Here is a 13,540-nt window from a genome sequence, read left to right on the forward strand (position 1 = left end):
GCCCTATTCTAGGGGGGTTATGCCAAAATCGGCTGTCCAATAGAATGCACTTTAATTAAACTAGTTGTTCCCGATTTACCAATTGGAACGCCAGAGGTAATCACCACCTTATCGCCATTATTCACTAGGCCCATGTCTACAACTGTGTTCACCACATTCACAAACATCTCTTCTGCATTGTGTACTGGTGGAATGAGCAAAGGTTCTACACCCCAAGAAAGTGCTAGCTGGCGATAAGCGGTTTCATCAGGAGTCAGGGCAATAATCGGTGTCGATGGGCGGTATTTAGACACTAGTTGCGCCGTACTTCCAGAGGAAGTATTACACAAAATTGCCCGTGCGCCTGTTTCATAGGCAATCCGACACACTGCTTCAGCTACAGATTCGGTGACACTCACACTACCAGCCTCATGACACCAAGAATGGCTGCTACCTTCTTGCAAGGACTGTTCTGTTCGCACAGCGATGTTGTGCATGATCTGGACGGCAGCAATGGGATATTGTCCCACAGCAGTTTCTCCAGAAAGCATGACAGCATCCGTACCATCCCAGATGGAGTTAGCAACATCTGTTGCTTCGGCGCGGGTGGGATCGGGGGCGCTAATCATTGACTCAAGCATTTGAGTGGCAGTAATCACCGGTTTGCCTGCCCGATTGCAACGGCGAATAATATCTTTTTGAATTAGAGGGACTTCGTGAATTGGCATTTCTACCCCTAAATCGCCACGGGCAATCATAATTGCATCGGCAGCCTCAAGGATGCTATCAAATTGCTTGATTGCCTCCGGTCGTTCGATTTTGGCGATTACCCGAATTTTGGCACCCGCAGCTTCAATCATCCGTTGAGCGGGTTCTAGGTCTTGGGGTGATTGCACAAAGGAAACTGCCACCCAATCGACACCCAACTGAATGCCAAACCGCAAATCTAGCAAATCTTTTTCAGTGATCGAACTAACAGGTAAACGAGTTTCTGGCAGGTTAACTCCCTTGTGGGTGGAAATTAACCCGCCAATTTTAACTAAAGCCCGAATGCGATCGGCATCACGGCTGGTAACAACTAACTTTACACGACCATCATTAATTGAAATCGGTTCACCCGGTCGCACCATTGCAAACAAAGTCGGCAAAGGCAAAGGTAGTTCGTCAACACTCTCACCTTTATCTTGCAAAACAAAAGTGACTTCGCTACCAGCTTCAACCATTAGCCCTTCTGGTGGTAAAGTTCCCAAGCGAATCTTTGGGCCACACAGATCTTGCATAATAGCGATCGGTTTTTGTTGTTTAGAGCTAATCTGCCTAAGATGCTGCGCTGTTTGAGCGTGGAACTCATAGGCTCCATGAGAAAAGTTTAGCCTTGCCACATTCATCCCAGCTTCTACCAACTCTTGTAGCCGCTCAGGTGCAGAAGTAGCAGGGCCAACAGTACAAATAATTTTGGTTCGACGCATAGGGATTAAGGGTTTAAGAATAGCTTGGGGTGTTTTCTCCATAACCTGCGACATGGACAGCTAACGCGCCCAAGCTCACAAGTGCTTCATATCATTCACATTTCTCAAGGAAACCACTTATTATTTAGTTTTTTTGTCAGAGAATGCACCGTTCGGCTGAGGATTGGGGATTGGGGGCTGGGGACTGGGGGCTGGGGACTAGGGATTGGACAATTTACTTAATCCCCAATGCCCAATGCCCCATGCCCCATGCCCCATGCCCAATTTCTAATCAAGCAAAAGCAACTGCCGGGGCGAGTTGTTCTTTCTGCGCCATTGACAACATCAGGTCAACTACACGATTCGAGTAGCCCCACTCGTTGTCGTACCAGGCAATCACCTTAAAAAAGTTAGAGTTTAGTTCGATACCAGCACCTGCGTCGAAGATACTGGAGTGTGTATCACCCTGAAAATCAGTAGAAACGACTTCTTCGTCACAGTAGCCTAATATACCTTTTAATTCACCTTCAGCCGCTGCCTTCATTGCAGCGCAGATTTCCTTGTAACTAGTAGCTTTGGCTGTCTTGAAGGTTAAGTCTACCACTGAAACATCAGGAGTCGGAACTCTCAATGCCATGCCAGTTAATTTGCCCTTTAACTCTGGTAAAACCAAGGCTACGGCTTTAGCTGCGCCAGTGGAAGAAGGAATGATATTCTGGGCTGCACCTCGACCACCTCGCCAGTCTTTCTTGCTAGGGCCATCTACTGTTGGTTGGGTAGCAGTCATGGCGTGAACTGTGGTCATCAACCCTTCGGTCAAGCCGAAATTATCGTTGATCACCTTTGCTATGGGAGCCAAACAGTTAGTAGTACAGCTAGCATTAGAAACAATAGTGTGCTTGCTGGGGTCAAATAAGTGATGATTGACACCCATGAGCAAGGTAGGAACCGAGTCTGGATCTTTGGTAGGAGCGGAAATTACTACTCGCTTTGCACCTGCCTTGAGGTGGTTTGTCGATCCTTCATGCCCAGTGAATAGTCCTGTAGATTCCACTACATAATCTACGCCTAATTTACCCCAAGGTAACTCCGCTGGGTTACGAATTGATACGCAAGGAATAAAATGCCCATCAATGACAATGCCATCTTCCCTAGCTTCAACCTTGCCTTTAAATTTACCGTGGGTTGAGTCGTATTTAAACAGATACGCAAGGTTATCTGGTGGCACTAAATCGTTAATTCCCACAAATTCGACATTTGGGTTATTAATGCCAGCGCGAAGCACAAGCCGCCCAATACGACCAAATCCATTAATGCCAACTTTCAACTTCGTCAAAATTAAACCTCCTGTTATTAGACCTGAACTCAGGGGTATTACCCTAACTTCAACGCTGCATTCAGCTAGGATATTTTTGGTCTGACTTAGCTGATCGTGACAGTCAACAGACACCTCAAGCCTATTTACTTGGCATCTTTTAAGGTTTTGGTTCTAGGGGATAGGTGATTAGGGATTGGCGGACGATTTGAGGTGAACTCATCAAAGTTATCCAAGTGTGCGACAAACGCAAAACCATGTCTTGCAAGCTGCTGTGCGATTGGCTTTGCCAGTGTCCCTTGGGCGATCGCATCGCAAAGTATCTACAACCCATCCCTTATCTGCATAAAAAAACCGTGTGATATGGCTTCTCCCACGCACACGGTAGCATTGCAGTAGCCAGATCATGCAGGCAGTTCCTCTAGCTACTTGAGTTCACTAAAATATTCTTAAAAAATTAATTTAGGCAGGAATAACTTGAGCAACTAGTGAGCGTTTATCCAGCGATTGGACTTTACCTACTTCGCCTAGAGCAGTTACAATACGCTCTAACAGTTCTCCAGCCTGTTCTCGATATTGATTTTCTCGACCTCGTAAACGAATAACAAACTTTACTGAATCGCCTTTACTTAACCACCCAACAGCTTGCTCGATGCGTAAGTTGTAATCAGCCACACCTACGTTCGGACGCAGCCGAACTTCCTTTACCGTAGGTTTAGCGCTATGCCCCTGACGCTTTTTCTTTTGATACTGAAGCTTGCCATAGTTGACAATCTTGGCTACTGGAGCATCTTTGCCTTCAGAGACTACAACTAGGTCAAGCTCTACGCTCTGTGCTAACTGTAGAGCCTCATGTGTGTCTATCAGACCACGATTATTGTTCTCATGGTCAATCAAGAAGACTTGAGGTGCTTTGATTTGTGAGTTAAGTTGTTGCTTTTGGATTACGATAATGATTTCCTCTCAATTGTTCAATACTTCGCAAGTACAAGTAATTTTAATGTAACACAACACCAATTATTAATTATGATGTGCTAAAAAATACTCTTATACTTGGTTAGGCAGGTAAACTTCTATATCATTGTGTAGAGTTTTCTTCAGCTAATATAAAACTATTCCTTGATACAGAGTAATTAAATAACTCAAAGCGTTATAGCGATTTTCACAATTTTAAGCACTAACCTTTCAAATGAAATGGCACGCTCGTTTAGTCTAGTATGTACATCTCTAGTTATGCCATTATCATGCTTAGCTATCAATTGCTTACATGACTTTATATAACGCTTTTCTAATTTCTTCCCTAAAAGTTGTTTGCTATGTTACGATAAGAAGTAAGAGTAAATTCGGTTAACAACGTTTTGTTTTTAGTATTGACAGACTTTTTGTTTTTGGTATCTACAAAGTTTTCTCCGAAATCTAAAACTCTGCACATTTACAATTTCGGAGACAATCTATGTCAGTTTATGTAGGTAATCTTTCTTACGAAGTTACAGAAGATAGCTTGAATGCTGTGTTTGCAGAATATGGTTCTGTCAAGCGGGTTCAGCTACCTACTGACCGTGAAACAGGTCGTGTACGCGGCTTTGGTTTTGTAGAAATGGGTACAGATGCTGAAGAAACAGCAGCCATTGAAGCTCTTGATGGTGCTGAGTGGATGGGGCGTGGCCTGAAAGTGAATAAAGCTAAACCCAGGGAAGAAAGAAGTTCCTTTGGTGGTAATCGAGGAAATAACAACTTCAACAACCGCTATTAAGCTTGGTAAATTTAGCTCTTTTAATCCATTAATCTAGCAAATTAATTTTATTTAGCAGTGGCTCAGGCAAGAATGCTTGAGCCTTTTTGATACAACATTTGGGCTGTGGATAAAAACTTCAGCTTTCAAAACCAAAAACCATTCTCTGGAATTCTTTATGACGAACTTAGCTTTTCCTACCCAACCTGCCGTTCTGATTACTATCATTGGTGAGACAGTACTCAAAGACCGTATAGTTAAGCTACTAAAAAGCCACGATGTCAGCGGTTACACCATTAGTCAAGTACAAGGTGAGGGTGGACATGGAAGACGCTTGTCAGACTTAGCAGGCTACAACACTAACATTGAAATTAAGACTCTTGTTTCACTAGAAGTATCTGATTCTATCTTTTGGGCACTGAAAGAGGAGCAGGGCAAGCACGCTTTAATCGCCTTTCGACACAATGTAGAAGCCTTTTATTAATTAAGCCTTTTTCATCAGTTTAAAACGAAATTCTGAATTTTGGTTGGTTATATTGTCCAAAATTCGTTCTATTGTAGTTTTAGTTTAATCATCAGGAAATAAAAATGTCTACTAACACTGGCTTAGTTGCTTATGTTGAAGAAAGCGAATTTGACACTATTTTAAGTGAAGAAAAAGTTGTTGTTGTTGACTTTACTGCTACGTGGTGCGGCCCTTGTCGCTTGGTCAGTCCGCTAATGGATCAACTCGCTGAAGAATACAAAGGTCGCGCCAAGGTCATCAAAGTAGACGTTGATAACAACAAGCCGATTTTCAAAAAATTTGGGCTTCGCAGTATTCCAGCAGTTTTAATATTCAAAGATGGTGAGTTATCAGAAAGCATTATCGGGCTTTCTCCTTATGAGCAGTTCAGCAGTGCCGTTAGTAAGCTTCTCTAGCTTGTTTTAGGCAGTGGTAGGATATGGTTCTAGATTTCATACTTGCTATAACAAGCCCTTTCAAGGTGGGTAAAAATCTTGTAAAAAAATTCCTTTTTAATTACTTACCTTTGTGTCCTCTGTATCTTTGTGGTTAAATAAATTATTTTTTAACCGCAGAGGCACAGAGAGGAAAGCGAAGATTTTTGAGTCGCCTTAAAAGGGTTACTCACTCTAACTTACGCATTGACAGGAAAGACAATAAGTGCGGCAAGGCAAAGTACGGATTGCAATGCCGCATAAAAATACGCAATGTACCTGTTCACCATCGCTGGTTAAAAAATTAAGGGGATGTGGGGAAAATGTTTCTAAACATCTCTCCGCATCCCCTTATGTGTACTTTTTAGTAAGGCCACTTCCAGTCACGAATCTCCGGCATATCTTCGCCGTACTTCTCAATGTAATGTTTGTGTTCGATTAGCTTATGTTGCAATTTTTGTTTGACATAAGCCGCTTTATATCCTAATTTTGGCACGCGGTCAATTACGTCCATGACGAGGTGAAAGCGGTCAAGATCGTTGAGGACGACCATATCAAAGGGAGTAGTGGTGGTTCCTTCTTCCTTGAAGCCGCGCACATGCAAGTTGTGATGGTTGGTGTGGCGATAAGCTAGGCGATGAATTAACCAAGGATAGCCATGAAAAGCAAAGATGATCGGTTTATCGGTGGTGAAAATCGTGTCGAAGTCTTTGCTGCTTAAACCGTGAGGATGCTCAGTTTTTGGTTGTAGCGTCATTAAATCGACTACGTTGACCACCCGCACTTTTAACTCTGGGAAGTGCTGGCGTAGGATATCCACAGCAGCCAAAGTTTCTAATGTGGGAATATCCCCGGCGCAAGCCATCACTACATCTGGTTCGCTACCTTGATCATTGCTTGCCCATTCCCAAATGCCAAGGCCTTTAGTGCAGTGCTTAATCGCAGCATCCATGTCGAGGTATTGCAATGCTGGTTGCTTCCCGGCAACGATGACGTTGACATAGTGTCGGCTTCTCAGGCAATGGTCAGTTACCGACAGCAGTGTGTTGGCATCGGGGGGGAGATATACGCGAACAATTTCTGATTTTTTGTTAGCTACAAGGTCAATAAAACCAGGGTCTTGGTGAGAAAAACCGTTGTGGTCTTGTCGCCAAACGTGGGAGGTAAGCAGGTAGTTGAGGGAAGCGATGGGTCTGCGCCAGGGAATGTCAAGGGTAGTTTTCAGCCACTTAGCGTGCTGGTTGAACATGGAGTCTACTATGTGGATGAATGCCTCATAGCAGGAGAAAAAGCCATGACGCCCCGTGAGCAGGTAACCTTCTAACCATCCTTGGCAGGTAGTTTCACTGAGAATTTCCATCACCCGACCATTGGAGGATAGGTGTTCGTCCTCTGGGAGAATTTGAGAATTCCAAGTCCGGTCTGTGACTTCAAATACTGCATCTAGACGGTTCGATTGGGTTTCATCGGGGCCGAAAATGCGGAAGTTGCGGCTTTCGAGGTTAAGTCGCATGACATCTCGCAGGAATTTCGCCATCACCTTGGTAGCTTCGGCTTCTACCATGCCTGGTTGGGGGATATCTACGGCATAGTTTTGGAAATCAGGCATCTTCAAGTCGCGCAGCAGGACACCGCCGTTGGTATGGGGATTGTCGCCCATACGCCGATGTCCTTTGGGAGCAAGTTCTGCTAGTTCTGGAATCAGCTTGCCGTTAGCGTCAAACAGTTCCTCTGGCTTGTAACTTTTTAACCAATCTTCCAGTAATTTTAGATGTTCTGGCTTTTTAGCAATTTCGCCAAAGGGAACTTGATGCGATCGCCAAAAATCTTCTGTTTTTTTCCCATCTACATCCTTGGGGCCTGTCCAACCTTTCGGGGTTCTTAGAATAATCATCGGCCACCGGGGACGTTGAGTGAAACCATGTACCCTAGCTTCCCTCTGGATGCTTTGAATTTCTGCGATCGCTTGGTCTAAAGTTGCCGCCATCTGCTGATGCACATCCGCAGGTTCAGAACCTTCCACAAAGTAAGGTTTGTAACCATAGCCTACAAATAAGCTCTCTAACTCCTCATGGCTCAACCGTGATAGCACAGTTGGGTTGGCAATTTTATACCCATTGAGGTGCAAAATGGGGAGTACCGCACCATCATACACAGGATTGATAAACTTGTTGGAGTGCCAGCTAGTGGCTAAAGCTCCGGTTTCGGCTTCGCCGTCGCCTACAACAGCAGCGACAATCAAATCAGGGTTGTCGAAAGCCGCACCGTAGGCGTGAACAAGAGCATAACCAAGTTCACCGCCTTCATGAATAGAACCAGGAGTTTCTGGCGCAGCGTGGCTAGGAATACCGCCAGGGAAAGAGAATTGTTTGAAAAGTTTCCTCATGCCCTCTGCATCTTGAGAGATGTTGGAGTAGTATTCGCTGTAAGTACCTTCGAGGTAGGTATTAGCGACGAGCCCAGGGCCGCCATGACCGGGGCCAGCTATATAAATCGTGTTTAAATCAAACTTTTTGATTACCCGATTTAAATGCACGTAGATAAAGTTCAAACCTGGTGTTGTTCCCCAGTGACCTAAGAGTCTTGGTTTAACGTGTTCTAGCTTCAGCGGTTCTCTTAGCAGTGGATTGTCGAGGAGATATATTTGTCCTACTGAAAGGTAGTTGGCTGCTCGCCAGTAGGCGTTTATTTTACGCAATTCTTCATCTGTTAAAGGCTTTGATTGGGTCGGAGTTGCTAAAGTCATCTCAAAACTCCATTACAAGAATGTTTTTGACGAATTCATTAGTATGCAAGTGTACTTGCCAACAAGATGAGCGTCATCTTACTAATGATGAAATTTCTTAGACTGATATTAAAACAGCTGAGATTATTAGTCTTTCACTACGCCTGTTTGCTTGAATCTAAAATCAATCTAAAGCAATACATTATGAGGAATTCTTTGAAAATCTACCAGACTTAACGCGATTGCAGTTAATTTTTAAGCTTCTTTTTAAGATTAAATTTAGATAAATTTGAAATTAATAGATAAACTTATTGCAGATATAAAGAAAATTTTTTATAAAATTAAAACTTATTTCTTTTGACAGATGCTAATTTCGATATTGGCAAGGACGCAAGTAATATACAGCGGATTTCAAGTTAGTGAAGTACGCTATTAATTCTCAAAGCTAGGTATCAAGTCTGTTGTAATTCAGAATTCAGAATTATGGTGTCACGAAGCTGCAAATTATTATATGTTATCAGCCAAGCCCAAGATACTTTCTCTATAAGAATCTGGTTTGAATTTTGAAAAAATTTCGTACACTTGAAGCTTAATTGTAGGGCATTGCCCACATATCATGGATTTGGTGGACATTGCCCTACGTGTATTTCTATGTATATTTCAAAAATTTAGATCTGAATCCTATATAATTTAAAATTAGTTTTTCATAATAATAGAAACAATCTGTTAAATACTAAATCAAAAATTGAAATCAGAAGTTTGGTTGACCAGAAGACTGGATTTGCAACAAAGTTTAAAAAATCTTTCTAGTTGACTCGTTTGCTGTGTGGGCTAGGGAGATAGTGTCTTTATAGGTTTAAACCTCTAATTGGCTGGAATGCTGAATTATGCAGCCCCCTTATCTCATTGATTTACCTGCTCTGGATCAGGTGATGCAATATTCTGTTTTGACTGTGGCACCTGATACCCTTGTCATCGATGTAATTGCTTTAATGAGTGAGCTAAAAGGTAGTGGTTGTATTTTAACTAATGCAGAAACTTCATCTGATTTGAGCTTGCCTAGCCAAGGTCAAAATAGTTGTGCCTTGGTAGTTCAGGGGTCGTGCTTGGTAGGAATATTTACAGAGCAGGATGTAGTAAGGCTGACCGTTTTAGGGACAGATTTCTCCAGCGTGAAAATTTCTCAGGTAATGCAGCAGCAGGTAATTACTCTCACAGCCTCTGATGGACAAAATGCCCTCACAGCCTTAGCGCTCATGCGCCAGCATCAGATTTGTCACCTTCCTGTGGTGAATGAGCAGAATCAATTAGTGGGGCTAATCACCCAAGACAGGATTTATCAGGTCATTGAGTCATTACAGCAAAGGCTAGAAGATTTAAGCCAGATCAATCAGCAACTACAGCAAGAGTTAGAAAAGCTAGTTGAACAACGCACGGCTGATGCCCAGATAAATACTGATTCGCAACAGAAACTTGACAGTTGCAAGCAATCAGAAGAACAGATTGCTTTTCAAGCATCTCTGCTCAACCAGGTTCGTAATGCAGTCATAGCAACGGATCTGGAAGGCAAAGTTATTTACTGGAATAAGTTTGCTGAGGAACTTTATCAGCTTACCTTAGAAGATATGGGTAGATCCATTCTGGAAGTCACGGTTCCTATTAAACATCAGGAAATCGCTCAACAGATTATGGTGAGCATTCAAGCAACTGGCGCATGGGAAGGAGAGTTTGAGGTGCAACGACGAGATGGTACTATCTTCCCAGCCCATGTGGTTAATACACTAGTGCGAGATCAAGCTGGGCAAGCTTTTGGTATAGTAGGAGTCAGCACGGATATCAGCGAACAGCAAGCTGCGCTCCGCGATCGCAAACAGGCAGAGAAAGCGCTACGGGAAAGTGAGCAACGCTTGCAGGCAATTTTAGATAATACAGCCGCAGTCATCTATGCCAAAGATTTCCAAGGTCGTTACATTTTGGTCAACTCTCAATACGAAAGACTCACTCACTTAACAAGTGAGCAAGTCAAAGGCAAAACGGACTATGATATTTTTCCATACGAGGCCGCCGAGGTTTTTTGGCAAAACGATCGTCGCATCTTTACTGCTCTAACTCCCATAGAGTTTGAAGAACAAGTACCACTTGATGATGGGTTGCACACTTATCTAGCCATCAAGTTTCCTTTGTATGATGCACATGGTAAGCCGTATGCGATTTGTGGAATTTCAACAGATATTACCGAGCGTAAAAAGACAACCGAAGCTCTACGTCAAAGCGAAGCCACACTCCGCAGTTTCTTTAATAGTACCTCGATGATGATGGGAATCGTCGAGTTGATCGATGAAGATATACGAATCGTGACTTGTAATCCAGCCACAGCCAACTTCTATGGTGTAACTCCAGAAGCATTGCAGCAAATACTGGTCAGTGAAATGGGGATACCTGAGCAATATCAGAGTGAATGGCGTAATCACTACCTGGAAGCTCAACGAACTCAAGCTCCAGTTCACTTTGAACATATTCAAGAATCTCCTCAAGGTCAACGATGGTTTTTCGCCACAGTCTGCACCATTTCCGAACACTTTGGTGAACATCCCAGATTTGCGTTTGTGATTGAAGATATTACCAAACGCAAGCAGGCAGAACAGAAAATAGCTGAACAAGCTGCCTTGATCGATATCACCACTGATGCGATATTTGTCCGCGATCTGGACAGCCACATTCTATTTTGGAACCGAGGGGCTGAAAATTTATATGGCTGGACGACAGAAGAAATTCTGGGAAAAAAAGCATACGACCTATTCTGCAAACCAGCATCATCTCAATTTAAAGACTTTTTAAAAGTGGTTGTTGAGCAAGGCTTTTGGCAAGGTGAACTAGAGCAGATTACTAAAACAGGTAAAAACATCATCGTTGCTAGCCGCTGCACTCTCGTGCAAGATGAAGCAGGACAACCCCAATCGCTCTTGGTGGTTAACACCGATATCACAGAGAAGAAACAACTAGAGAAGCAGTTTTACCGCGCTCAACGACTGGAAAGCGTGGGAACACTGGCAAGTGGTATCGCCCACGATCTCAACAATGTTTTTGGCCCTATCCTAATGATTGCTCAATTGCTACCGTTAAGATTGCGAAATGCTGATGCAAAAACTCAAGAACTTTTGAAAACGTTGGAAGATAGCTCTAAACGTGGATCTGCATTAGTCAAACAAATTTTAACCTTTGCCCGTGGCACAGAAGGAAAATGCCTTCCCTTGCAACCGAGACATGTGCTTTTAGAAGTCGCACAAGTCATCAAACAGACATTTCCTAAATCTATTGAAATCTGCACTGAAATTTCTGCAAAGACACTGTGGTTAGTTAAAGCCGATCCTACTCAACTGCATCAGGTTTTAATGAACCTTGCAGTCAATGCTCGTGATGCCATGCCTAATGGTGGCATACTGACAATCTCTGCTGAAAATCGTTTTATTGATCAAACTTATGCCCGGATGCACCTTGAAGCCAATGAAGGACGCTATGTCGTCATTACTGTCTCAGATACTGGTACGGGTATTCCTCCAGAAATCTTAGATCGGATTTTCGATCCTTTTTTTACAACCAAAGAAGTTGGTCAAGGTACAGGTCTAGGACTGTCAACAGTTTTAGGTATTATCAAAAACCATAGTGGTTTTTTGCAAGTTTTGAGCGAGGTAGACAAAGGTACTCAATTTCAGGTGTACTTGCCGAGTGCAGAAGAAACAGCAATCGAAGCAACCGCCGAAGAAGAAATGCTCGAAGGTAACGGCGAGTTGATTTTGATTGTGGATGATGAAACAATAGTGCAACAAATTACCAAGTTAACACTGGAGAATTATAACTATAAAACTTTGTCGGCTAATAATGGCATTGAAGCGATCGCCCTTTATGCCCAGCAGCAAAACGAAATCAGCGTAGTATTGATGGATCTCATGATGCCTACTATGGATGGGTTAACCACTATCCGTACCTTGAAGAGATTGAATCCACAAGTAAAAATTATTGCTAGTAGTGGATTGCCTACTCACAGCCAGCAAGCTTTGTTGCTGGGAGCCAAGGCATTTTTGTTAAAGCCCTACACGGCGCAGGATTTATTGCATACTTTATCAGAATTGATTGTCACGACTGATCGTTAGAAGACAGAAGGCAGAAGGCAGGGGATAAGGGAACTGGGGACTGGGGACTGAGAAGCAGAGGGGCAGGGAGCAGGTGAAGCAGTGACGGGTACGCAGGGGGTTTCCACGCCACTTGCTACAACGCGGGAAACCCGCGCAACGCAGTGGCTCCCCATGAGCAACTGCTGCTCGCGTAGCGTATCCGTAGGATTCACCCGAAGGGGAGCAGGGCAGATAGCAACTCAGCACTCACAACTTTGCACTCAGCACTTTGCTATATCTGAAAATTGCTGTAAATTACGCTTGTCATACCAAGTTGCAATCAAAAGTAGCAACTGTCATTGCGAGCGAAACAAAGTGGAGCGAAGCAATCTCCCCTAACGAAAGATGACTACAACAGAACGCAACTTGGTATCATAACCAACGTCGTTCGTGTCACAAGCAACGCCGTTCTTGTGGTTATAGTTACAGCAATTTTTACTCAGTGCAATTGGGCAAAGCCTACGGTTGAAGGTGATCGCTTTTCTTCGTAGGCTGGATTGAGGAACAAAACCCAAAATTAAATAGCCGCGATCTCATCGTTGAAGCCAACCAAAAACTTAATCATTGATTTCCAATAATCCAGGCGGTGGCATAATTTCAATCCGACCGGCTTGTATATCTACCACAGGCGCGATCGCTTCGACAAACGGAATTAAAACTTTCTTTTGTTTTTTATTACCAGCAAATGCCGGGTGTAATTCCACTTCTAATAAATCATTGCCAGCGGGGATTATATCTACAACTGTGCCAACAAGTTCACCCGATGCCTGCAAAAAGACTTCCAAGCCAATCAAATCCGGGACATAATATTCATCTTCTGCCAATTGGGGGCGATCGCTTGCTGGAACCATTAACTTAGAACCACGCAAATCTTCTGCTTGGTTGCGATTTTCTACACCCGCTAACTTGATCGCATACAAATTTTTACCTTCGATGTAACGCCCTACCAATAATTCGATAGGTTGCGGTTCTGTTTCGCCAGGACGTAGCAACCAGCGTTTTCCCGGCACTTCAAATCGTTCGGGAAAGTCCGAATTAGGATACACGCGCAACTCTCCAGCTAACCCTTGAGCTGCAACAATTTTACCAATGTCGAGCCAATCATCGGTATTGGATACTGGGGATTGGGGATTAGGGATTGGGCGTTTTTCAATTTCCCCCTGCTCCCCTCCACCTCTGCTCCCCATCTTTTTCTTCGCGTCCTTCGCGCCTTTGCGGTTCATTCCCACT

Annotated in this window: 10 protein-coding genes; 4 read left to right on the top strand and 6 right to left on the bottom strand. The window is 43.5% G+C overall.

Going from position 1 to position 13,540, the window contains the following annotated elements:
• Positions 1 to 17 precede the first annotated feature (17 nt).
• From pyk to infC, 4 genes are all read right to left on the bottom strand, one after another.
• Positions 18 to 1,448 (bottom strand): pyruvate kinase, encoded by a 1,431-nt coding sequence (gene pyk / locus AC5JL8_RS08530; RefSeq protein WP_495879343.1) that lies wholly within the window; start codon positions 1,446 to 1,448, stop codon positions 18 to 20.
• 271 nt (positions 1,449 to 1,719) lie between these two features.
• Positions 1,720 to 2,763 (bottom strand): type I glyceraldehyde-3-phosphate dehydrogenase, encoded by a 1,044-nt coding sequence (gap, locus tag AC5JL8_RS08535; RefSeq protein ID WP_495879344.1) that lies wholly within the window; start codon positions 2,761 to 2,763, stop codon positions 1,720 to 1,722.
• Positions 2,764 to 2,902: 139 nt separating this feature from the next.
• A complete protein-coding gene (locus AC5JL8_RS08540; RefSeq protein ID WP_495879345.1) occupies positions 2,903 to 3,076 on the bottom strand; it encodes a hypothetical protein in 174 nt (57 codons plus the stop codon).
• Positions 3,077 to 3,204: 128 nt separating this feature from the next.
• Positions 3,205 to 3,699 (bottom strand): translation initiation factor IF-3, encoded by a 495-nt coding sequence (infC, locus tag AC5JL8_RS08545; RefSeq protein ID WP_495879564.1) that lies wholly within the window; start codon positions 3,697 to 3,699, stop codon positions 3,205 to 3,207.
• Positions 3,700 to 4,195: 496 nt separating this feature from the next.
• Between infC and rbp the strand changes: the two genes are divergently transcribed.
• The 3 genes from rbp to trxA all read left to right on the top strand — a co-directional run bounded on the left by rbp (position 4,196) and on the right by trxA (position 5,395).
• Positions 4,196 to 4,495, top strand: a complete 300-nt coding sequence (gene rbp, locus AC5JL8_RS08550; protein WP_495879346.1) for an RNA-binding regulator — start codon at positions 4,196 to 4,198, stop codon at positions 4,493 to 4,495.
• Between the two features lie 157 nt (positions 4,496 to 4,652).
• Positions 4,653 to 4,958: a P-II family nitrogen regulator gene (locus AC5JL8_RS08555; protein WP_495879347.1), complete on the top strand. Its 306-nt coding sequence runs from the start codon at positions 4,653 to 4,655 to the stop codon at positions 4,956 to 4,958.
• 104 nt (positions 4,959 to 5,062) lie between these two features.
• Entirely contained in the window at positions 5,063 to 5,395 is a 333-nt protein-coding gene (gene trxA / locus AC5JL8_RS08560; RefSeq protein WP_495879348.1) for a thioredoxin, read from the top strand.
• A gap of 382 nt (positions 5,396 to 5,777) precedes the next feature.
• Here trxA and AC5JL8_RS08565 read toward each other — a convergent pair whose 3' ends face one another.
• Positions 5,778 to 8,159, bottom strand: a complete 2,382-nt coding sequence (locus tag AC5JL8_RS08565) for a phosphoketolase family protein (RefSeq protein WP_495879349.1) — start codon at positions 8,157 to 8,159, stop codon at positions 5,778 to 5,780.
• An 866-nt stretch (positions 8,160 to 9,025) separates the two neighbouring features.
• Between AC5JL8_RS08565 and AC5JL8_RS08570 the strand changes: the two genes are divergently transcribed.
• Positions 9,026 to 12,289 carry a PAS domain S-box protein gene (locus AC5JL8_RS08570; protein WP_495879350.1) on the top strand — a complete coding sequence of 1,088 codons (3,264 nt, stop codon included), beginning with the start codon at positions 9,026 to 9,028 and terminating at the stop codon, positions 12,287 to 12,289.
• Between the two features lie 578 nt (positions 12,290 to 12,867).
• On the opposite strand, the gene rimM is transcribed toward AC5JL8_RS08570, so the two are convergent.
• Positions 12,868 to 13,533 carry a ribosome maturation factor RimM gene (gene rimM / locus AC5JL8_RS08575; protein WP_495879351.1) on the bottom strand — a complete coding sequence of 222 codons (666 nt, stop codon included), beginning with the start codon at positions 13,531 to 13,533 and terminating at the stop codon, positions 12,868 to 12,870.
• Positions 13,534 to 13,540 lie beyond the last annotated feature (7 nt).

Source organism: Mojavia sp., assembly GCF_059505145.1.